This is a genomic window from Rhodococcus sp. APC 3903 (assembly GCF_030407755.1).
Classification (GTDB): Bacteria; Actinomycetota; Actinomycetes; order Mycobacteriales; family Mycobacteriaceae; genus Rhodococcus_F; species Rhodococcus_F erythropolis.
Map to the genome: position 1 here is coordinate 25,286 of NZ_JASDCV010000028.1, position 22,105 is coordinate 47,390.

Consider the following 22,105-nt stretch of genomic DNA (forward strand, 5'->3'; position numbering starts at 1 on the left):
GGGCGCCTAAGCCTCAGCGCTTGCGACGGCTACCGGTACCGAAGATGTTTCGCGAAATCTCCCGCCCTGCAGCCGAAGCCGCCGAACGCAGGAAGCTCTTCACGGCCGAGTTACCCAAGATCTGCTCGGCGATGTTGGGGCCCTCAGGTTCGGCCGGCGGCGGTGGCGGCAGATCGGGCAGCGACGGAAGATCCAAGGACTGATCCGCCGTCGGAGCACCGGCCACCTTGGCCGTCAACTTTTCGTACGCCGACTCGCGGTCGATGGTCTGGCCGTACTTCTGATTCAGCGGACTCGACGACGCTGCCGCCTTGATCGCGTCGTTGCCGATGGTGTCCATCAGCGACCTCGGAGGACGAATCTTGGTCCAGGCCACCGGCGTCGGCGCACCCTTTTCCGAAAGCACGGTCACGATGGCTTCACCGATGCCGAGTGAAGTCAGTGCCTTTTCCAGGTCGTAGTGCTCGGTCTTCGGGTACGTGCGGACGGTCTTGTTGAGCGCCTTCTGATCGTCGGGCGTGAATGCGCGTAGGGCGTGCTGGACGCGCGCGCCCAACTGTGACAGCACCGAATTGGGAATGTCGGTCGGAAGCTGCGTGCAGAAGAACACGCCGACACCTTTGGAGCGAATCAGCTTGACCGTCTGTTCGACCTGCTGCAGGAAAGCCTTCGACGCGTCCGCGAACAGAAGGTGCGCCTCGTCGAAGATGAACACCAGCTTCGGCTTGTCCAGATCTCCCTCTTCGGGCAGCGTCTGGAACAGGTCCGCGAGCACCCACATCAGGAAGGTGGAGAACATTGCCGGACGCGCGGCCTGGGCACCGAGTTCGAACAACGTGATCACACCGGCACCGCCGACGACACGCAGCAGGTCCTCGGTTTCGAGTTCCGGTTCGCCGAAGAAGGTGTCACCGCCGTCGGCTTCGAGGTTGACCAACGCGCGCAGAATCACCCCCGCCGTCGCGGAGGAAACTCCGCCGATACCCTTCAGATCCGCTTTGCCCTCAGCGCTCGTCAGGTGGGCGATGACCGAACGCAGATCCTTGAGGTCCAGCAGGGCCAGGCCCTGAGTGTCGGCCCAGTGGAAGATCAGTCCGAGAGTCGATTCCTGGGTCTCGTTGAGGCCCAACACTTTGCTGAGCAGGATCGGCCCGAAACTGGTGATGGTCGCGCGCACCGGGATACCGATTCCGTCCGTTCCCAACGACAAGAACTCGACTGGCATCCCAGCGGGAGTCCACGAATCGTCGCCCGTCTCGACTGCGCGAGCCTTCATCTTCTCGCTCGGATCCCCCGCCTTCGACAGACCCGAGAGATCGCCCTTGACGTCGGCCATCACTACCGGCACACCCGCGGCGGACAGCTGCTCGGCGATGCCCTGCAACGTCTTGGTCTTGCCGGTACCCGTCGCACCGGCAATCAGACCGTGACGGTTGATCGTCGCCAATGGAATCCGCACCCGCGCGGTGGGATCTGCCACTCCGTCGATCACCACCGAGCCGAGCTCGAGTGCCCGCCCCTCGGATGAATAGCCCGCCGCGATTTCAGCTGCAGCACCCGACGGCGCCTGAGCAGCGGGGGTGGCTCCGGCCGATGCTTCGGCTTCAGCGGCAGCCGCTTCCTTCTCGGCTTCCTCAGCTGCTGCCGCGGCTTCAGCTGCAATCCGAGCGGCTTCGGCAGCGGCAGCCTTGGCAGCTTTCGCCTTCTCCGCCGGCGTCAGCGGCGCGGCTCCGTCCTTCGGATCCACGGTCATCGAAAAGCCCTCCTCGTTGCAATGCGGCGAAGTTCTTGTCATCACCCGAACGCCGTCTTACACACGTCGAGTTTCCACCGCAGACCTTATCCCGCGCCCGCGCGCACTACTGTGTTCCTGGTGCAGGACAAATTGGTATGGATCGATTGTGAAATGACCGGGCTGCGACTCGAGTCGGACAAACTCATCGAGATTGCGGCTCTGGTGACCGACAGCGACTTGAACATCTTGGGCGAAGGTGTGGACATCGTCATCCACGCCGACGACGACGCGTTGGCTGCAATGCCCGACGTCGTGAAGAAGATGCACGCGAAGTCGGGACTGACCGAAGAGGTTCGTAAGTCGACGGTCACCCTCGCCGAGGCGGAGAAAGAGGTGCTCGCGTACATCCGCAAGCACGTTCCCGTCGCCGGTACGGCTCCCCTGGCAGGTAATTCCATCGCCACCGACCGCGGATTCATCTCGCGTGACATGACGGCGCTGGACACATACCTGCACTACCGGATGATCGATGTCAGCTCCATCAAGGAACTCTCCCGCCGCTGGTACCCGAGAATCTACTTCGGCCAGCCCGAAAAAGGTCTCGCCCACCGGGCACTCGCCGACATCAAGGAATCCATCCGCGAACTCAAGTACTACCGCGGCACTGCATTCGTCGCGGCGCCCGGACCGTCGAGCGCGGAGATCGCAGCCGTCGTAGAGGGCTTGGGTCCCGCCTGACCTGCCGATTGGCTTCCTGACCGACTTTCGCGCTAGTATCTCTTTCGTCAAAGCAGCCGGGTCAAACCGGTGGCCGAGGCAATGGTGGGCGTAGTTCAGTTGGTAGAGCACCAGGTTGTGATCCTGGCTGTCGCGGGTTCGAGTCCCGTCGCTCACCCAAGCGGAACCCCCGAAGATGTCGAAAGACATTTTCGGGGGTTCTTTTGGTTTGTGCGCCGGCCCCAATCCCCCCCTTCCACAGCCGGGTGGCGACCGCGACAAATCGCCCGCTCCCGAGCAACCCGTGCCCGGGCCGAGCGAACGTACCTCTCGTCGCCTCAGATAGACCGAAAGCCACTTTCGCTCACATGGGGGTAGCCCGAAATCGCCGCAAATGGCCCAGCCGTCGATCACTCGGGCGACGGTTGCGGCTCCCAGACACCTGCGACGGTCCCCTCGCGAACGTGTCGCTCGTATGCCGAAACCTTGTCGTGGATGACGGTCAGGTTGTCCTGCAGCGCAGAGATCCTGGATCGAATCAACACCTCATGCTTTTGTAGAAGTGAAAGCCGTTCCTTCTCGTTTCCCGGCCCTGACCTGACGAGTGCGGCGAATTCGCGGATCGTTGCGATCGGCATACCCGAGTCTCGGAATCGATTGCACAGCTTCAACCAAGCGACATCGTTTTCGGCGTAGACCCGACGCCCACCTGCCGAGCGCGCAACCTCGTGAACGAGCAATTCCTCACGTTCGAAGTATCGAAGGGAATCGATGCTGATTCCGGTCTCGACAGCTACGTCACCGATTGATAGTTCACGCATTACCCGTCTACCTTTCCTTGACCTGGAGTGCACTCCAGATTTTACGGTCGCGGCCATGAATTCCATTCAGCGCAAAATCAACACCGAATTCTCCCGAATCTCCACTGCCGACGACGTACTTGCCGGACAAGATTTAACCGGCACAACTGCATTGGTCACTGACGGGTACTCCGGACTCGGATACGAGATTTCGCGGTCACTTTCTTCGGTCGGCGCGCGAGTTGTAGTTCTTGCCCGCCGACCAGAACAGGCACGGAGCGAGGTGGCCGACCTTCCGGGTATCGAAGTGCGAGCGTGCGACCTTTCGGACCCGAGCAGTGTCAGATCGTGTGCGCGAGAAATTCTCGAATCCCGGATCACTCCGGACATCATCATCTGCAATGCGGGGGTCATGGCCTGCCCGGAACTCCGTGTCGGCTCCGGATGGGAATCACAATTCGCGATCAATCACCTCGGGCACTTTGTACTGGTGAACCTGCTTGTGCCAGCCATGCCCGCAAACGGTTCTCGCGTAGTCGCTGTCTCGTTGGCGGGACATTTTCTGTCGGGAGTGCGTTGGGATGACATACATTTCCGCAACGGTTACGACCGCTGGCTTGCGTACGGTCAAGCCAAGACTGCAAATGCTCTATTCGCTGTCCAGCTGGCGAGCGCCGGTGCTTCACGCGGTATCACTGCGTTCTCCGTCCATCCCGGGAGCATCCTCACTCCCCTTCAACGTCACTTCTCTGCATCGGAGAAACACGATCTCGGATGGACGACGTCGAATGGCGACGCCGTGCCGGGATTCAAGACTCCCTCCCAGGGCGCCGCTACAACGGTGTGGGCAGCGACGGCACCGATACTCGCCGATCACTCCGGCGCGTACCTCCAGGACTGCAACATCGCGGACGTCGCGCAGACGGATGACATGAGCGTCGGCGGAGTGAAACCTTGGGCTACCGATCGCGACGACGCACGCAGATTGTGGGCGCTGTCCGCTGAAATGACCGGAGTGGACGCCTTCGGTCGACGCTGACGCCGAGCGAACGTACCTCCCGTCGCCTCAGATAGACCGAGAGGCACTTTCGCTCACAAAAGGAATACAGATGCAGAAATGCCCCCAACCGGACGGTCGGGGGCATTCTGACGTTCAGTGCTTCAGGGACGCACTCAGACGTCCGCGTTGCCGGTCTTCCAGACGCTCCAGGGAATGTTCCAGTCACCGAGGCCGTCGGTGCCGGAGAGCGTTCCGCCGACGGTGTTCTTGACGACGACGATGTCCCCACGCTTGGTGTTGTCGTAGACCCACTTGGCGTTGGACGGGCTCAGGTTGAGGCAGCCGTGACTGGTGTTGGAGTAGCCCTGCTGCCCGACCGACCACGGCGCCGAGTGGAAGAAGATACCGCTGTAGGACATTCGGGTCGCCCAGTCGACGGGGGTCTTGTAACCCTGCGCCGAGGTGACCGGGACGCCGTACGTGGACGAGTCCATGATCATGTTCGCGAAGCGGTCACCGATGATGTAGACCCCGTTGTCGGTGGGAGTGCTGTCCTTGCCCATGGAGGTGGGCATGGTCATGACGGTCTCACCGTTGACCTGGAAAGTGACCTGCTTGGTGTTGTCGTCCGCCGTGGCGATGACGGCATCACCGATGGTGAAGGAACTCTTCGCGTCTTCCTGCCCGAAGACTCCCTTGCCGAGATTGCGCCCGTACACGTTGACGCTCACGTCGACCTTGGTGCCGGGTGCCCAGTAGTTCTCCGGACGCCAACGGACCTCACGATTGTTGACCCAGTAGAACGCACCTTCGACGGTCGGAGTCGTGGTGACGGTGATCGCAGCTTCGGCAGCCTTGCGATCGGGGATGTTCTCGTCGAACTGCACCGCGATGGGCTGACCGATGCCGACAACATCGCCCTCGTTCGGCAAGACATACGGCTTCGTGACGTTGCCGGGTGCGCTGGTGGTGAAGGACGTGACCGTCGTACTGGCGCCGCCCAATCCGAATGCGCGGGCTTCGATTTTGTACTTGCGGTTGTAGCCGAGCGGTTCGGTGGTCGTCCACGACGCACCGTCGGCAGCAATCGCGCCGGCAACTGCCTTGCCGTCCTGATTGACCATCGTCACGTCGGACAGGGCGCCGTCAGCGACGTTGATCTTGACCGGGTCGCCCGGCGAGAAGCCGACAGCGCCGTCGGCGGCGGTCGAGGTGAGCTTCGGCTTGATGAGTTCGGTGAGCGGATTGGAATCGATCGGCGCCGATCCCTCGGTGCTGACGTCCTTGCCACCCGACGTGCACGCGGTGACCAGAACGAGCGCACCGAGAGACACCGCGATCATCGCCGCACTCTTCGACACTCGACCGTTCCCCCCGCGCACGGACAGACCCCACCTTTGACGACTCATCGTTCGACTCCGCTTCACAATTTCTCCGACTAACTTCCGCATCACATGCGAATCCCACTTACCGGAAGGCAAGTGGGACTTGCGGTATGACTGCGCTGCACCAATGATGCCAGGCGCGCTCGTTACCAACGGTCATGAAGGGCCACGCCGTCAGTAACGTTCAAGTATCAATCGCTCCGAACCGTCCGTTTTGTTACCGCTTTCAGCGGATTTCCTCCGATTGGACTACGGCAGCGAGGCCGCCACCTGGCGATTTGCTCCCGAACCGGCGATTCGGCTAATGTTCTGTCTCGCAAGAGCGAGCGCCTATAGCTCAGTTGGTAGAGCAAGTGACTCTTAATCACTGGGTCCGGGGTTCGAGTCCCTGTGGGCGCACTTGCAAGGTCCCCACCTTCTTCGGAAGGTGGGGATTTTTCTTTGTGGCTTGGTGGACAGGTCGTGGTGAATAGACTTCACAGTTACCGGAACCACGGCCTGGAGGTCTGATGACTGAGCGCGAATTCACGCCCGGCGGCGAACTGGCATTTGCCGGGGTGGCAGGTCAGGCAGCTCTGATCCGGTCCGGAGCTTTGTCCGCCCGCGAACTCACCGAGACCACACTTCGCCGTATCGAGCGCCTCGATTCGACGCTCAACGCATTTGTACGAGTTCTCGCGGACGAAGCACTCGACGAGGCGACACGGCTCGATCAACGTCAGGCCGACGGCAAAACCCTGGGCCCACTGCACGGAGTCCCGATTGCAATCAAGGACGAGAACGACGTCGCCGGAACGCCGACGACGTACGGCGGTGCGGCAGCAACGCGCATCGCATCGGCCGATTCAGAGGTTGTCCGTCGGTTGCGCGAAGCGGGTGCGGTGATCGTCGGCAAGACGACGATGCCCGAGTTCGGCATCTGGCCCTTCACCGAGACTGCCGCAAACGGATACACGAGAAACCCTTGGGACACCGGCATATCCACCGGCGGATCGAGCGGAGGATCTGCGTCGGCCGTCGCGTCGGGAATGGTCGCGGCGGCAATAGGCGGCGACGGCGGCGGTTCCATACGATTGCCTTCGGCGTTCTGCGGGTTGTTCGGACTCAAGCCGCAACGCGGTCGGGTGAGCACAGCGCCGAACCGAAACCTCTGGCGCGGACTCGGCACACTCGGGCCTCTCACTCGTTCGGTCGAGGACAGCGCGCTCGTATACGACGCAATCACCGGTACCACCGAGATCGACGACTACACAGCCGAAACGCTCCGAACCAGCTTTGCCGACGCGGCCGTGTCGGCACCCGGGCCGCTTCGCATCGCGGTGTCCACCCGGAGTCCGGTCCGGGGCGTCCGTCCGTCAGCGGAGATCGTTGCCGCGGTGCTCTCGATCGCAGAGATGTTGAGCGCGTTGGGACATCACGTCGAAGAACACGATCCCGAGTACCCGGATGCCACTGCCGCTTTTCTCCCGCAGGTGCTCGGCGGTGTCCGCGACGAAGCGCTTCGTGTCGATCATCCAGCGCTTCTCGAGAAGCGCACGCGAGCGCTCGCCTCGATCGGCCGGATAGCTGCACCCGCGCGCGTCGGTAAATTCGCCTACCGCAAAGGTGAGCGAATTGCAGCGACGGTCAACCAGGTCTTCGACACCTTCGACCTGGTCCTGATGCCGACAACGCCCGCGCTGCCACGCCCGATCGGACAACTCGAAGGAACCGGCCTTCTGTCCGCAGTCCGCAAGGCGTTGCCGATCGCCGCCTACTGTTCTATCTGGAATGTTTGCGGCAACCCGGCGGCCGCGGTACCCGCCGGGTTCTCCGAACACGGACTCCCCCTGAGCGTCCAACTGGTTGCGCGCAGCGGTGGCGAATCGGCGATTCTCGCCGTCGCACAGCAGTTGGAAAGCACCGTCCGCTGGCCGGATTCACGCCCGCCACACTCGTGAATTCCGGAAGCGATGTAACCATCGTCACCACGATGAACACGCGTTTTGCAAACTCCTGAGCCTGTCGGCTAATGTTCTGTCTCGCAAGAGCGAGCGCCTATAGCTCAGTTGGTAGAGCAAGTGACTCTTAATCACTGGGTCCGGGGTTCGAGTCCCTGTGGGCGCACTTGCAAGAAGGCCCCCACCTCACCAGGTGGGGGCCTTCTTCATGTTCTGCCTTCGAAAACTCGGGTCAGCGAATGATCTTCCGGACCACGAGTAGTCCCACCACTGAACCAACTGCGATAAGCGCGTACTTCACTGCCGGCTCGTTGAGCTTGGCGAGCACCGTCTTCTTGGTGTTCTCGACCAGCCGCTTCGGGTTGGTGCGGACCGTCAGTTCGTCGAGTGTGCTCGCGAGCTGGTTACGCGCCTTCTCGATCTCGCGTTCGATGCTCTCGGTGTCCCTGGGCACGTGTCCTCCAACTTGTCTGTGTTCTGCTGCTCTGTGTGCGGGTCTGCTGTGCGGACGCAGCGCGCCGACACTTCGCTCTACCGTAGAGGAGCAGAATGCCCTCGCGCCCACCTGCCGCGCAATTTCTCGACTAACCTCGATTCCCGTGACCGAGAACAGTAGATTGTCCGCCGGCGACGTCGCGCCGGATTTCACGCTCCCAGACGCCGACGGCAACGAGGTTTCGCTTCACGATTACCGCGGCCGCAAGGTCATCGTGTACTTCTACCCCGCGGCCAGCACCCCGGGGTGCACCAAGCAGGCCTGCGACTTCCGCGACAGCCTCGCCGAATTGAACGGCGCCGGGCTCGAGGTCGTCGGAATCTCGCCGGACAAGCCAGCAAAACTCGCGAAGTTCCGCGATACCGAAGAGCTGACCTTCCCGCTGCTCTCCGACCCCGAGAAGGCGACGCTCGAAGCCTGGGGCGCATTCGGTGAGAAGAAGATGTACGGCAAGACGGTCCAGGGCGTCATCCGCTCGACGTTCCTCGTTGACGAGGAAGGCAAGATCGAGGTGGCCCAGTACAACGTCCGGGCCACCGGCCACGTCGCCAAGCTACGACGCGATCTATCCGTCTAACTCCCGTACCTGCTCAAGAACAGCGCCTCCGCGAAAGCGAGATTCTCGATCTCCGACGGGTCGACGCTTTCGTCAGGTGCATGAATGCGGCACTGCGGTTCCTCGACGCCGATCAACGCGATCTCCGCGTCGGGGAACTGCTCGGCCAACGCACTGCACAGCGGAATCGATCCCCCTTGGCCGGCAAACCCCACTTCGCGGCCGTAGGCATCGGTCAGCGCAGACTTCAGCTGCGCGAATCCCGTCCCTTCCGTCGAGGACGAGAACGGTGATCCCGTCGATTCCGGTACGACCTCGATGTGGACGCCCCACGGCGCCGCTGCACGGAGGTGGTCAGTCAACAACTTCTGCGCCCGCGCCGGATCCGTGCCAGGCGGGACACGAAGATTCAGGCGTGCGGATGCACGGGGCGTGATTGCCGCCGCAGAACCCACGACCGGCGGGCAGTCGATACCCAGGATGGTCAGCGCCGGACGAGCCCACACCTGCTCGGCGACCGAACCGGAACCAGTCAGCTGTACCCCTCCGAGTACCCCGGCGTCGGAGCGGAACTGATCGCCGTCGTAACTGACTCCCGCCCACTCCTGGTCGTTGGTCAAGCCTTCGACAGTGGTGTTTCCGGCGCCGTCGTGCAGCGTCGAGAGAATGTGCACCAGCGCGGTGATCGCATCGGGTGCCGGTCCACCGAAGACACCGGAGTGAATCTCACCCTCGAGCGTCGACACGTGGACCACCACGTTGGCGATCCCGCGCAGTGATGTCGTGATCGTCGGCTCCCCCACCTCGGTGTTGCCGGTATCGGCGATCAGGATCATGTCGGCCGCAAAAAGTTCGGGCCGCTCTCGCACCAGATCCTCGAGACCGCCAGTGCCCATCTCCTCGGATCCTTCGGCGACGATCGTCAGATGGGCGCTCGGATCCACACCGGCAGCGGTGAGCGCTCGCAGAGCTGTCAGATGCATGACGACGTTGCCCTTGCAGTCCGAAGCGCCGCGTCCGTACCACCGTCCACCCCGCTCGGTTAGTGTGAAAGGCGGCGAGCCCCAGAGCTCTTCGTTTCCCGGCGGCTGAACGTCGTAGTGGCAGTACAGCAGAACCGTCGGAGCACCGCCTGGACCTGGTCGACGACCGACGACGGCGGCCGAGCCGTCGGAGGTCTCGATCGCCTCGATATCGGCGAAACCCTGATCGCGGAATGCCTCCAGGACCCAATGTGCCGCGGCCGCGCATTCTTCCGGCGGGTATTGCCTTGCATCTGCGACGGACTTCATCGCCACAAGTGCACTCAGATCCTCATGGGCACGCGGCATGAGTTCACGTACCGCGGTTCGCAGTTCTTCCGTCATCGTCTCCCTCTCCTCGGCATCGAACCTCGGTGTGCCCGAAGAATCTCAGTGTGCCCGAATCGGGCGTAGGGAGTCGGCAGGATCGCCGTTGCGCCACACCGCGCAGCAACCTCTTCAGCTACTGGACAGGTGGTCACCTAGTATCGAGGTGTGGCAACAGCATCGGGACTCATGTGCGCGCACCTGCGCGGTGCGTTTCGACCGATCACGACCGCCGAAGTAGGTGGCCGATGACACCGGATAATGCACAAGTCCCAAATTCGACAGAAAACACCGATAGCCTGGAAGACGTGCAGCCCACGACTCGTAACCGCGCGCGGCGACGAGTCGACCCAGCACTGGAGAATCCCCAGAGCCTCGAAGAACCGCAGGAACTGCTGCCGCGCAAGCGTCCGACGCAAGAGCGCAGCCAGCGTAAATTCGACGCACTCCTGGCGGCGTCACGGGAACTCCTCACCGATGTCGGTTTCGAATCGTTCACCTGCGAAGAGGTCGCGGCACGTGCTGACGTCCCGATCGGGACGCTCTACCAATTCTTCGCGAACAAGTACGTCATCGTGTGCGAATTGAACCGTCAGGACCTCGTCGGGGTCCAGCACGAGCTTGCGCAATTTGGCGGCGAAGTACCCTCGCTCGACTGGTTGCGGTTCCTGAACAGTTTCGTCGATCACATGGCCGGACTGTGGACGTCCGATCCGTCGCGCCGCGAGGTCTGGCTGGCGATGCAGTCGACGCCGTCCACGCGGGCCACCGGAGTCATTCACGAAAAGCAGTTCGCCGAGACCGTAGCGAAAATGCTCGGTCCGTTGACGCCGCGTACGCGGCGAGATCGCCGCCTGATGATGGCGGAAGTTCTTGTCCACGTGGTGTATTCGATGCTGAATTTCTCGGTTCAGGACGGTCAGTCGCATGCCGACGCCGTCGCCGAACTGAAAAGGTTGATGATCGCGTATCTCCTCGTCGCCGAGAAGGAATCCCGCACGAAGGACTAGTCGAACGACAAAGAGCCGGTCTCCCCTTGGGAGACCGGCTCTTTCGTGTCGGGCAGTGTTACTCCGGGTCGGATTCGATGACCGCGAAAGCGCCCGCCATGTCCCCGTCGTGGGTGAGCGAGATATGAATCTTCACTCCGGTGAGTTGTTTGGCCACGTCACCGCGAAGCCGTATGCCCGGGCGACCCCAGGCGTCCGAGACGACCTCGATCTGATTGTGGATCATCTCCCCCAGCACCGGCGGGCTGGCGAAGAGAGCAGTTGACCATGCCTTGATCACTGCTTCCTTCGCTGCCCACCGGGCGGCGAAATGTCGTGCCGGTTCGGAGCTCCGGGTAGCGGCGTCTCGACGCTCGCCCGGTGTGAAGTTGTCGAGCATTGCCGTTCCCGGCCTGTTCAATTGCTCGGCGAACTCCGACACCGTCACGAGGTCGAAGCCGATACCCAGAACTCCCATACCGTGATTATTACTTGCAGCCGGGCAAATTCGAGCGGTACACCAGATCTGCGCCGAGTCGTGCGTCCTCGCTCAGCAGCATGTCCGCTTCGAGCTGACGCGACGCCTTGGCCGGCGTTCCGTCGGCACCGAGGCGACGATCCGCCGGGCGCTCGTAGAGGCTGTCGCCACCGCACATCGCCTTGGCGAGGCGGCGCTGACCGTCGATCGTCCGCTGCTGCGCCGCAGCAACATAGTCGGCGCGCTTGTCGGCCGGAACCGACTCGACGAATGCCTGCGGGTGCACGACTGCGATCAGGCCGGAGACGTGACCGAAGCCGAGGCTGGTCAGCAGGCCGGCACGCAGCGGAAGCTGATCACCGAACTTGAGCGGCTGACGTGCCCACACGAGGTGCTCGAACTCGGCCATCTTGTCGTCGACGCAGTCGAGGCTGCGGTTCGGCGGGACGATGCCCTGGCTCAGTACCTGGCAGAGCCCGATCAGCTGGAAGGCTGCGGCACCACCCTTGGCGTGACCGGTCAGGCTCTTCTGCGATACCACGAACATCGGCGCACCTTCACTGCGTCCCAATGCCCCGGCGAGGCGCTCGTGCAGCTCTGCCTCGTTCGGATCGTTGGCGGCAGTGGAGGTGTCGTGCTTGGAGATCACGGCGATGTCGTCGGCGCTCACGCCGAGAGCGTTGAGCGAGAGTGCGAGCTGCGAATCCGCTCCCCCACGTCCGGCGCCCAGTGCTCCGAGTCCCGGTGCCGGGATCGAGGTGTGGACACCGTCGGCGAACGATCCGGCCCAGGCGACCACACCGAGGACGGGCAGGCCCATCTCGAGTGCCAGGTCTCCGCGAGCGAGGAGAATCGTTCCGCCACCGGCCGACTCGACGAATCCGCCGCGGCGACGATCGTTGGCCCGCGAGAAGCGGCGATCCTCGATGCCCTTGGCGTGCATGTCCTCGGTCTTGGCAGTTGCCGACATGTCACCGAAGCCGATGATGCCTTCCGTGCTCAGATCGTCGAACCCGCCGGCAACAACCAACTGCGCCTTGCCGAGTCGGATCTTGTCGACGCCTTCTTCGACGGATACCGCTGCCGTGGCGCAGGCGGCGACGGGGTGAACCATCGCGCCGTAACCGCCGACGTACGACTGAACGACGTGCGCTGCAATGACGTTCGGCAGCGCTTCCTGCAGGATGTCGTTCGGACGGTTCTCGCCGAGCAGCGTGTCGATGTACAGGCTTCGCATGGAGGTCATGCCGCCCATGCCGGTGCCCTGTGTGTTGGCGACCAGGCTCGGGTGTACCCAGCGGAGCAGTTCGCTCGGAGTGAAGCCGCCGGTGAGGAAGGCGTCCACCGTTGCGACGATGTTCCAGAGTCCGACGCGGTCGACCGAATCTGCCATGTCGGCGGGGATGCCCCACTTGGTGACGTCGAAGTTGGTCGGGATCTGGCCGCCGACACTACGAGTCAGCTTCATCTTGCGCGGGACGCGGATCTCGGTGCCTGCGCGGCGAGTGACTGTCCAGTCTCCGGACTCGGCGGAAACCGTCGCCGTCGTGTTCTCCGGATCGGATTCGACGAAGGCCTGAGCCTCTGCCTCACTGCCGACCACGAAGCTCAGATCCTTGTCCAGGAACACGGAGGTGAGCAGCGGAGCGGTGTTGTCGATCATCGCGCCCTCGTCGACGTAGCGACGGATGCCGCAACGCTCGACGACTGCGTCGTGGTACTTGTCGGCGATTTCCGCCTCGGGTACCAGGTCACCGGATTCGACGTCGTACCAGCCCGGCTTGGGGTCGTTCTCCCAGACGATGAGTCCGGTGTTCCACGCCAATTCGAGAACGCCTGCGGCAGAGAGCTGCTCGTCGACCTCCATCTCGAAGCGGGTACGCGAGGAACCGTAGGGTCCGAGCTCTCCGGCACCCACGATGACCACGAGGTCCGCGGGGGTGACGTCCAGTTCGGGCCAGCTCGGAGCCTTGACCGAGTCGTCGATGCGAGCCGGCGTGGGCAGCGCCAGGATGCTGGACTCGTCCACTGCTTCGTCGACAGCCTCGGCGATCTCGGCAACCTCGGCAGCTTCCTTGGCCAAAGCACCCAGATCCAGGTTGGCCTCGGACAGTCCGCCGGTCAGGTCGACCTCGAGCGGAGCCTCTGCTGCAGCGCGCCGCGACTCGCGGGTTGCCGTCTTCAGCAGTTGGGTCGCCATCTCCTGGGTGGACCAGGTGCGGACGCCCGCAGCTTCGACCGCGTCGACGATCGGATCGTTGTGACCCATGAGTCCGGTTCCGCGAACCCAACCGATGACCGCGTGTGCCAACGTGACCCGCTCGGCCCAGTTCCGCTCGGCCTTCCAGCGGTTGATCACGGCGATCAGCGAAGCCTTGGCCTCACCGTAAGCACCGTCGCCGCCGAACGTTCCGCGGTTCGGCGAACCGGGCAGCACTACGTGCAGGTGCGTGTCGACATCGCTGTCGTAACCGATCTTCGACAGACCGCCGATGAGGCGCTCCACCGACCAGAGCAGCACGCGCATTTCCATTTCGGCGCGAGCGCCGGCGTCGGAGAGTTCGCCGCCGACACGCGGAGCTGCGAACGGGAAGAGCATCGTCGGCGTCATGGCCGGCTTGATGAGCTTCTTTGCGCCGCCTGCGTTCTCGGTGGCCTCGTTGCCGATCCAGTCGATCAGTGCGTCGACGTCGGTGTACGACGCCATGTTCGCGGGAACCACCCAGAGGGCTGCACCGGCGCGAGCGTTCTCGCGGTACAGGTCGCGGTAGAAGCCGAGACGCTGACCGTCGAGTCGTGAGGTGGTCACGAATACCGTTGCGCCACCGGCAAGGAGCTTGCCCGTGACCGCTGCCGCGATGGAACCCTTGCTGGCGCCGGTCACTACTGCGACCTCGCCTGCCCACTCGGGTGCGTCGGATTCTGTCGTCACGGCTGCATCAACGATGCGGGTGTAGACCTCGGCGAGCGCCGTGCGGTCCTCGTCGGTTGCACGGGTGGCCCACCACTTGGCCTGTGCGGCGACGGTGGAACCGGCACCGATGAAGTTCTCGACCGACAACGCGGTGTCACCGAGCCAAATACGAGCGAGATCCTCACGCGCACTTGCCCAACGGTCGTCGAGCAGCACGGCCTTCTGTGCGTCGAATGCCGGAGCAACCAGACGCGGCCAGTCGGAGCCGAGTTCAGCCGAGACCAGGTCGACCAGTTCGGTGTCCTCGACCGTCGCGACTGCCGCTTCTTCGTTCAGTCCGAGCTGCTCGAGCACCAGGCGTGCAGCCGAGGCCAGAACGCCGTTGCGCCCGGTGATGTTCTCGGTGAACTCACCCAGGGCGGCTGCGTCGACGGTTCCGCCGCTTCCGCCGCCGGTGGCCGGCAACGAGACACTGACTCCGCGTGCAGAGCCCACCGAGGCAACTGCGCTGTCGATGACTGCGTCGACCGCTGCGGCGTCGGCCAGTGCGCCGGAGCTCAGGCCACCGAGGTCGCCGCCGCGGATGCTGGCGCCGTCACGGGTGCCGAGAGCCACTGCTGCGGTGACGTGGTGCGCCCAGCCGTCGCCCAGTTCCCAGACCTTCTTGACGCGGTCGGCGATGTAGCCGGGACGCTTGCCCGAGGGGCCGAAGACCTTGCGCAGGTGATCGTTGATCGAATCGGAGAGCACCGGTCCGAACGGCTTGTACGTACGGGCGAGCTTGTCGACGGTTGCTCCCAAGGAGCCCATGTCGGCATCCGCGGCACCGTCGATGGCGCCGAGGGACAGCTCGGAGCCGAGGTCGACCAGAAGCTGGTTACGACGCGAGGAGACGCCGTCGCACAGTGCCTCGATCGTGTCGGCGGGGCCGACCTGATCGGGACGGAGCTTGGTCCACAGGCTGATCAGGACCTTCGTGGCGTCGGGCGCCTTGAAGGTGAGGTCGTCCGGACGCGGTCCACCCGAGGGTGCAGCCGGCGCAGCAGCTGCAACCGGAGCAGCGGCCGCGGCAACCGGTGCAGCCTGCGCAGCAGGCGCTTCGATCTCGTCGTCGTCATCGACGGCGGGGTCGACGTCGGTGCCGTAGACGATCGCAGCTTCGCGCTCGACGTTGAGAACCTCGACCGGGTAGCCGAAGCGGCCCGGCAGCTTGAGGGTCTGCGACGCGAGGTTCGCAACGGTCGGGGCAGCGCCGAGACCGATCTCGACGAAGCGTTCGACCCCGAGTCCACCTTCGGACTCGTCACCGAAGAGCAGGTCCTGCGTCTCGATCCAGCGGACCGGGCTGGCGAACTGCCAAGCCAGCAGCTCGATCAGGATGATGCGGGACAACTCGTGAGTGCGCGTTGCGTAGCTGTCGAAATCTGCAAGGACTTCCTGCAGCGGCTCGGACGGCACCAGGTCGGCGATTTCCTGAACGAAGTCACGACGCAGCGAGAACGGCTTCGGAACCAGGTTCGGGATGTAGCGGCCGATCAGGATGTCCGGATCGATGTCGTGCGGGAGCAAGTCCTGCAGGCACACGCGGAAGTCCGCCACGCCGCCACGAAGGACGGTGGAGTGGAACGGCACGTCGATGCCGGGAACCTGGATGTATGCCCGCTTGCCACCGAATTCTGCTCGGCGACGATCGATTTCGACCTCGAGTGCGTCGAGACCGGCTACCGAACCGGCGATGGCGTACTGGCTGCCGCGCAGGTTCAGGTTGACGATTTCGAGGAACTCACCGGAGGTCTCGGCGACACCGGCGACGAAGCCCTGCACGTCGTCGTCGGAAACACCGATCTGCGACGGGCGAATAGCAGCCATGCGGTAGTCGGAGCGACCGGCTTCGTCACGGGGAACGAGCTGGTGCATGGCGGAGCCACGCTGGAAGACGACCTCGAGAAGTGCTTCGAGCGGGAAAACCTCGGCGACAGCAGCGAGTGCGTTGTACTCACCGACCGAGTGACCGGCCAGAAGGGAATCCTCGATGAATGTTCCGGATTCGCGCAGCTCGGCAACTTGGGCAACACCGAGAACGGCCATGGCCACCTGGGTGAACTGAGTCAGGTGCAGGACACCGTCAGGATGCTTGTGCTCGACACCGCGCGCCTTGACGGTCACCGGGTTGTCGCGCACGACAGCGAGAATCGAGAATCCGAGCGCCTTGCGGGTGTGCTTGTCCGCACGCTCCCAGACGTCGCGGGCGGCCTTGGAGCGTGCACGAGCGTCGAGGCCCATGCCCGGGCGCTGGATGCCCTGGCCGGGGAAGGCGTAGACGGTCTTCGGTGCGGCAGTGCGGCCGGTGGCGACCATCACCAGTTCGCCGTCGATGCGGCAGCCGACCTCGACGATTTCTGCGCCCTGGTCGATGCCGACACGGTCGACGCGGACGTCGATCTCGGCGCCGGGGCGAACCATCCCGAGGAAGCGGGCGGTCCAGGCGGTCAGGCGGCGCGGCGGGACGCGGGTCTCGGCCGGGTCGACTGCGGTGACTACCTGCTGCGCTGCGGCGGAGAGCCACATGCCGTGCACGATCGGGGTTCCGAGGCCGGCCAGCAGAGCGGCGTTGTCGGAGGTGTGAATCGGGTTGTGGTCACCGGAAACCTGAGCGAACGCGCCCATGCTGACCGGCGCGAGGATCTTCGCGTCACGGCGACGACGACGCGAGGTGTCGACAGCCGCATCGCTGATCGATCCACCGGCGCGAGCCGGGTCGGCGAGTTCGCCAGCGCCGGTGCGTCCGCGGATCGCGAAACGCTCGGTCATGGTGACGACTGCGGGGGCGTCGAGGCCCTCGCCGAGCATGGCACCGACCTCGACCTTGACCTCGACGACGCGACCGAGGTCGGTGTCGAGAACCGAGGCGACCTCGGCATTGACCACGAGAATGCTTGTCTCGGAGGGAAGTTCACCGACGAAGTCGACGGTGTGGTCGAGGTGGACCAGGTCGAGCATGCCTTCGATAACGGAAAGACTGTCGAGCTTGGCTGCGCCGAGGACTGCGAACACTGCAGGCCAGCATGCTCCGACGACGACGTCCGGAACAGCCTTGCCGCTGACACTGAGCGTGGTGGGCAGGCCGGAACCGGTGACACCGGCGTGATCGGCGATGCGATCGGGAACCCACGCGACGTTGAGGCGGGCCTTTCCGTTCTTGACTGTCGGAAGTTCCTGTCCGGCAGCAACTGACAGCAGCGCGGACATCGCACCCTCGGCGTCTGCCTCGGTGACAACCGGAGCGCCGCCGTCTACGACGGACTCGGGGATGGTGATCGTGATGTCGACCGACTTGTCTGCCACCAACGGAACCGAGAGCAGCACGCGCGAGGAATCGACGACGGTCAAGCTGGACCCCGTGGTGCCGTGAACTGCCTTGTCGGCAGACTCTGCGTTCCACTCGTCGAGGTCGCCGAGGCGACGGACAGGGTTCTGGGTCAGGCGGCCGGCCCACTGGAGGTCGGGAGCGGAGAGGACGGCGTCGAGAAGTCCGGGTGCGGAATCCTGGTGGCGACGGCTCGCGAGTGCAACCGGAGCGGCTCCGGCAGCAACCAATTCGTCGTAGGTCGCCTTCTCGAAGCGATCGAGCAGGTCACCGACCGGCTCGTCGACACGGGTGATGCCCGCGACGGCGACGGTGCCGGGGATGACACAAACCTGATCGGCGGTGTAGCGGGGATCGTGTGCCTGCCACAGGGAGTCGCTGCGCCACCAACGGCGAACGTCACCGTCGACGACGGGAACGAAGTTGACCGGCTTGCCCGGCGTCTTGCACAACGAGGTGAAGAACGAGACGTCTGCGGGATGCAGAACCGTCGTCGAGTAGTCCGGGTACGACGCCTGCAGTGCGCAGATCGCAGCCTCGGGGCGCTCGAGAGTCTCGGCGTCGCCGAACAGTGTGGGGATCGGGCCACGGTCGACCGGGTGCAGACGCGCCTCGGTGCGCTGGAGCATCTCGCCGAAGCGAGCACGCCAGGTGATGTCGAGCCACGGGCTCGAAGTCGCCTCGACGATGGCGTCCTGAAGATCTGCGCCGCAATCGAATTCCTTCGCCGCGTCGATACCGACGGTCAGCTCGAGGTAGCGGCGCAGCCACTGTGCGTACGTCATGGTCTCGACGTCGCCGAAGTACGGCTTGGCGGTGACGTCGAGGGCGGCGATGATCTCGTCGCGGCGCTCTGCCACTGCCTCGGAATCGCCGGCAACCTCGTCGAGGAGGCGTCCGGTGCGCGAAGCCGCGTTGTCGATCTCGTGAATGTCGGCACCGAGCTGGCTACGGCCAGAGGCCATTCCGCCTTCGGCGGTACCGGCACCGACCCAATCCGGTGTTCCGGGCGTGTCGACGAGGAGCTGCTTGACCTCGGGAGAGGTGGTGGCCTCGAGAGTCGCCATGGCTGCCGTGCCGACCAGGATGCCGTCGACGGGCATGGCCGGGAAACCGGCTGCGGCAGACCAGCGACCGGTGAGGTAATCGGCTGCGCGCTCGGGTGTTCCGATGCCGCCGCCGACGCAGATGACCAAGTTCGGACGTGTACGCAGCTCGGCGTACGTGTCGAGGAGCAGGTCGTCGAGGTCTTCCCACGAGTGGTGTCCGCCGGCGCGGCCGCCTTCGATGTGGACGATGACCGGGAAGTTCGGAACCTCGTTGGCGATGCGGATCACGGAGCGGATCTGCGCCACGGTGCCGGGCTTGAACGCGATGTTGGTGATGCCGATCTCGGACAGCTCGTCGATGAGGGCAACGGCCTCTTCGAGTTCCGGGATACCGGCGGTGACGATGACGCCGTCGATGGGAGCGCCGGCAGTACGGGCACGCTGCACCAGGCGCTTGCCACCGAGCTGCAGCTTCCACAGGTAAGGGTCGAGGAACAGGGAGTTGAACTGGACCGCGCGGCCCGGCTCGAGCAGCATCTTCAGCTCTGCGACACGGTCTTCGAAGATTTCCTCGGTGACCTGTCCGCCACCGGCGAGCTCAGCCCAGTGACCGGCATTGGCTGCCGCGGCAACGATCTTGGCGTCGACCGTCGTCGGCGTCATGCCTGCGAGCAGGATGGGTGAACGACCGGTCAGCTTCGTGAACGCTGTCTCGACGCCGATGCGGCCACTGGGAAGCGAAACAGGCTTCGGCGCGAATTCGCTCCACGAACGTGAGACCTCAGGCGCAGCACCGGGGGTGAGCAGATTGCGGTGTCCGCCGCGGGTGGCGGCGGCGATGATGCCGATGCCCTGCCCACGCAGCGAAGAGGACGTCATACGGGTCAGCTGATCGCTGGGCCCGAGATCGAGAATCCACTTGGCGCCGGCGGAGATTGCGCCGTCGACGGCCTCGACCCAGTCGACCGGATCGACGAGGACACCCTGTGCAAGTTCACGCGCACGGTCGGCATCGAGTCCGCAACGGGTTGCCCAGCTGCCGACAAGTTCGACGGCCTCGGCCAATGCTGGGTGATGGAAGCCGATTTCGGTGTCGAGCGGATCGAAGGACGGAGCGAAGACGGAACCGCCACGCTTCTTGCCCTCTCGCTCGCGAGCTTCTTCGGCTTCGATCTGCTCGCAACGCTCTTGCACGCGTGCCAGCTGAGCGGGCGGTCCGGCGAGAACGACGCGGCGACGGCCGTTGCGAATGGCGAGAACAGCCGCGCGTTCGGGGGCAACACCCTCGGCAAGCTCGGCGACGATGGCGGCGAGACGCTCGGGATCGACGCCCGAGACCGCAACCATCGGCTTCGCGGAGGCGCCGGCGATGACGCCGCGGCGACGGCCGACCAAGCTGGCAGCAGCACCGACGAGCTGTGCGACGGCGAGGAGTTCACCGTCGTCGTTGCCCTGCGCGGCTACGGCAGCGGTGGCCAGCAGGCCCTGCGAGTGGCCGATGACGGCAGCAGGCGGGTTACCGGCTACATCCAGACCCTGAGCGGAGAGTGCACGCAACGCCGCAAGCTGCGTGAGGAAGACGCCGGGGAGTGACACCGGAGCTGCGGTGAGCGCGGCAGCGGAAGGCCCGGCCGACTTCTCACCTTCTTCTTCGTCGACGATCTCGGCTTCGAGCATCCACGCGATCGGATCGAATCCGACCGGGCGAACCACGAGGAGATCCTGTGCGACGGGCGCGAGGCGTGCTGCTGCGTCATTGACCAGATCGGTCAGAACGGGCTCCAGGCCGTTGTCACGGCTGAGCTCCTCGAGCGAGGTGAGCCAGGGAGCGCCCTGTCCACCGAAAGCGATTGCGTAGGAAACGCCGTTGTTCAGCGAATCGACGAGGGCACCTTTGCTGGTCGTGCGGGACTGTCCCCCATCGACGCCGAAACGGCGTCCACCCTTCGAGTCGCGTCCGTTTCCTGTAGGTGTCGTGTCATCGATCGTCACGCGTACGTCCTCTCCTGGTCACCTCTGCGGCGAGGTGGGATTTGCGGTGTGCTGCCCGGCTGAAGTGCTCGCGAATTCGTCGAGAGAATCGACGGAGTCAGGGCGTTCGTGCAAGACAAGGTTTACACAGAATCATGAGGATTTCCTCACGTTTGTCGGCACCCTGGAAATCTGGACTTTCAGGGCCGTGATCTTCCTCACGAGACTTCGAGAAAGTGACTCGCGAGTAGGTCGCGAACGCCCTGCCTGGGACTGTTACCGGGATTTTCAGAAACCTGAGGAACCCCTCATATTTATTGTTACCAATTCGTGACCTCCTTGACGGACGGTCGATCCCGTGCGTTCCGGGCCACAATCTGTCGGACCCCCTCGCTACGTTCAGCGCGTCCACACCGGACGACTTCTCGGGGGGAGAAATCATGAAAGACACAGACGTAGTCAGAGCGGCCGAATTCATCGGCGCCGAGCTTCCGCGCGAGGCGTGGCCGCATTGGAATCAGGGATGGCCGCGCGAGTCCGAAGCCGCCCTTCTCGACGCGATCTTCTCGTCGCGCGCCGCCTACGGAACACCGAAGACCGGCGTCCGCGCCGTCGTCGACCGTTGGCGCACACACCGCTCGGTGGCCGCAGGCGATCGCCTCGACAGCTTGTCCGCTCTCGCCGCCTTCACCGACCGTGGCGACGAGCTCGCAACGATTCTCGGCAATCGCCAGCGCGTGCCGGGCAACTACTTCACCAAAGCCGAGGGTGCGGCTCGTGCGGCCAAAGCGCTCGTCGATGCCGGTTGCCGGTGCGGTGCCGACGTCGAGGACACCGAAGGCCTCCGTTCGGCAGTCGTCTCCGTTCCAGGCCTGGGCCCCAGGACCTTCGAGACGCTGGTGTTCCTGTCCGGGAAGTTGACGGCAACTTCGATAGATCTACTTGCACGGTTCGCCACCGAAGCAAGCAGTAGCGAGGAATTGTTGTCGAGCACCGACGCAGCCGAGTTGCTAGTTGCGGTTGCCGAACATCTCGATGTCGATGTTCCAACACTCACCCACGCTGCGTGGCGGTATCAACGCACGGCCGAGCAACCTCGCCGATCGAAGAAATCCACCATGCCGCCCGCAGCGGATCCACTCGCCGAAACGGCCTGAGAGCGGGCGGGCGCATCCCGACCAGGGTGGTGTGCCCGCGAGCGATTCCACTCGCGTATCCTTTGAATTCCGCGCGCGAGTGGCGGAATTGGCAGACGCGCTGGATTTAGGTTCCAGTGTCTCAGGACGTGGGGGTTCAAGTCCCCCCTCGCGCACAACGAAAAAGCCCCGCCGGATCAGATCCGGCGGGGCTTTTTCGGTT

At 64.1% G+C, this 22,105-nt stretch carries 13 protein-coding genes and 4 tRNA genes; 10 read left to right on the forward strand and 7 right to left on the reverse strand.

The window, feature by feature from the left end; all coding sequences use genetic code 11:
• Nucleotides 1–13 precede the first annotated feature (13 nt).
• A complete protein-coding gene (locus QMA15_RS28180; RefSeq protein ID WP_020970020.1) occupies nt 14–1,753 on the reverse strand; it encodes a helicase HerA-like domain-containing protein in 1,740 nt (579 codons plus the stop codon).
• Between the two features lie 120 nt (nt 1,754–1,873).
• Between QMA15_RS28180 and orn the strand changes: the two genes are divergently transcribed.
• The gene (gene orn / locus QMA15_RS28185; protein ID WP_024487359.1) at nt 1,874–2,473 is read left to right on the forward strand and encodes an oligoribonuclease; all 600 of its coding nucleotides are present in this window, start codon (nt 1,874–1,876) and stop codon (nt 2,471–2,473) included.
• A gap of 84 nt (nt 2,474–2,557) precedes the next feature.
• Nucleotides 2,558–2,630, forward strand: a tRNA-His gene (locus QMA15_RS28190).
• Nucleotides 2,631–2,862: 232 nt separating this feature from the next.
• Here the strand turns inward: QMA15_RS28190 and QMA15_RS28195 are convergent.
• Complete coding sequence (locus QMA15_RS28195; RefSeq protein ID WP_019749137.1) at nt 2,863–3,273, reverse strand: MerR family transcriptional regulator; 411 nt, start codon at nt 3,271–3,273, stop codon at nt 2,863–2,865.
• Nucleotides 3,274–3,328: 55 nt separating this feature from the next.
• On the opposite strand from QMA15_RS28195, the gene QMA15_RS28200 reads away from it, so the two are divergent.
• Nucleotides 3,329–4,291, forward strand: a complete 963-nt coding sequence (locus QMA15_RS28200; protein ID WP_290287616.1) for an oxidoreductase — start codon at nt 3,329–3,331, stop codon at nt 4,289–4,291.
• Nucleotides 4,292–4,425: 134 nt separating this feature from the next.
• Here the strand turns inward: QMA15_RS28200 and QMA15_RS28205 are convergent, their stop codons facing one another.
• The gene (locus QMA15_RS28205; protein ID WP_019749139.1) at nt 4,426–5,634 is read right to left on the reverse strand and encodes an Ig-like domain-containing protein; all 1,209 of its coding nucleotides are present in this window, start codon (nt 5,632–5,634) and stop codon (nt 4,426–4,428) included.
• Between the two features lie 329 nt (nt 5,635–5,963).
• Here QMA15_RS28205 and QMA15_RS28210 point away from each other — a divergent pair.
• The 3 genes from QMA15_RS28210 (at nt 5,964) to QMA15_RS28220 (ending at nt 7,743) form a co-directional block, all read left to right on the forward strand.
• Nucleotides 5,964–6,036 (forward strand) — tRNA-Lys (locus QMA15_RS28210).
• Nucleotides 6,037–6,146: 110 nt separating this feature from the next.
• Nucleotides 6,147–7,577 carry an amidase gene (locus QMA15_RS28215; RefSeq protein ID WP_290287618.1) on the forward strand — a complete coding sequence of 477 codons (1,431 nt, stop codon included), beginning with the start codon at nt 6,147–6,149 and terminating at the stop codon, nt 7,575–7,577.
• A gap of 93 nt (nt 7,578–7,670) precedes the next feature.
• Nucleotides 7,671–7,743: transfer RNA gene (locus QMA15_RS28220), tRNA-Lys, on the forward strand.
• 66 nt (nt 7,744–7,809) lie between these two features.
• Here the strand turns inward: QMA15_RS28220 and QMA15_RS28225 are convergent.
• A complete protein-coding gene (locus QMA15_RS28225) occupies nt 7,810–8,031 on the reverse strand; it encodes a DUF3618 domain-containing protein (RefSeq protein ID WP_003945299.1) in 222 nt (73 codons plus the stop codon).
• Nucleotides 8,032–8,176: 145 nt separating this feature from the next.
• Between QMA15_RS28225 and bcp the strand changes: the two genes are divergently transcribed.
• Nucleotides 8,177–8,650 carry a thioredoxin-dependent thiol peroxidase gene (gene bcp / locus QMA15_RS28230; RefSeq protein ID WP_019749140.1) on the forward strand — a complete coding sequence of 158 codons (474 nt, stop codon included), beginning with the start codon at nt 8,177–8,179 and terminating at the stop codon, nt 8,648–8,650.
• Here the strand turns inward: bcp and QMA15_RS28235 are convergent.
• Complete coding sequence (locus tag QMA15_RS28235) at nt 8,647–9,996, reverse strand: dipeptidase (protein WP_290287620.1); 1,350 nt, start codon at nt 9,994–9,996, stop codon at nt 8,647–8,649. The two genes, bcp and QMA15_RS28235, sit on opposite strands and share 4 nt — an antisense overlap.
• 290 nt (nt 9,997–10,286) lie before the next feature.
• On the opposite strand from QMA15_RS28235, the gene QMA15_RS28240 reads away from it, so the two are divergent.
• Complete coding sequence (locus tag QMA15_RS28240) at nt 10,287–10,988, forward strand: TetR family transcriptional regulator (RefSeq protein ID WP_019749142.1); 702 nt, start codon at nt 10,287–10,289, stop codon at nt 10,986–10,988.
• Nucleotides 10,989–11,046: 58 nt separating this feature from the next.
• Here the strand turns inward: QMA15_RS28240 and QMA15_RS28245 are convergent, their stop codons facing one another.
• Nucleotides 11,047–11,445: a holo-ACP synthase gene (locus tag QMA15_RS28245; RefSeq protein ID WP_172932173.1), complete on the reverse strand. Its 399-nt coding sequence runs from the start codon at nt 11,443–11,445 to the stop codon at nt 11,047–11,049.
• Between the two features lie 10 nt (nt 11,446–11,455).
• The gene (locus QMA15_RS28250) at nt 11,456–20,767 is read right to left on the reverse strand and encodes a type I polyketide synthase (RefSeq protein WP_290287624.1); all 9,312 of its coding nucleotides are present in this window, start codon (nt 20,765–20,767) and stop codon (nt 11,456–11,458) included.
• Between the two features lie 419 nt (nt 20,768–21,186).
• On the opposite strand from QMA15_RS28250, the gene QMA15_RS28255 reads away from it, so the two are divergent.
• Both QMA15_RS28255 and QMA15_RS28260 read left to right on the forward strand, forming a co-directional pair.
• Nucleotides 21,187–21,903 (forward strand): hypothetical protein, encoded by a 717-nt coding sequence (locus tag QMA15_RS28255; protein ID WP_279163993.1) that lies wholly within the window; start codon nt 21,187–21,189, stop codon nt 21,901–21,903.
• Nucleotides 21,904–21,976: 73 nt separating this feature from the next.
• Nucleotides 21,977–22,058, forward strand: a tRNA-Leu gene (locus tag QMA15_RS28260).
• Nucleotides 22,059–22,105: the final 47 nt, after the last annotated feature.

Excerpts from the sequence above, each read along its gene's own strand:
- QMA15_RS28235 (WP_290287620.1), bottom strand. The coding sequence starts at position 9,996 with ATGACGGAAGAACTGCGAACCGCGGTACGTGAACTCATGCCGCGTGCC.
- QMA15_RS28200 (WP_290287616.1), top strand. The coding sequence starts at position 3,329 with ATGAATTCCATTCAGCGCAAAATCAACACCGAATTCTCCCGAATCTCC.
- QMA15_RS28255 (WP_279163993.1), top strand. The coding sequence starts at position 21,187 with ATGAAAGACACAGACGTAGTCAGAGCGGCCGAATTCATCGGCGCCGAG.
- QMA15_RS28245 (WP_172932173.1), bottom strand. The coding sequence starts at position 11,445 with ATGGGAGTTCTGGGTATCGGCTTCGACCTCGTGACGGTGTCGGAGTTC.
- QMA15_RS28195 (WP_019749137.1), bottom strand. The coding sequence starts at position 3,273 with ATGCGTGAACTATCAATCGGTGACGTAGCTGTCGAGACCGGAATCAGC.
- QMA15_RS28215 (WP_290287618.1), top strand. The coding sequence starts at position 6,147 with ATGACTGAGCGCGAATTCACGCCCGGCGGCGAACTGGCATTTGCCGGG.
- QMA15_RS28180 (WP_020970020.1), bottom strand. The coding sequence starts at position 1,753 with ATGACCGTGGATCCGAAGGACGGAGCCGCGCCGCTGACGCCGGCGGAG.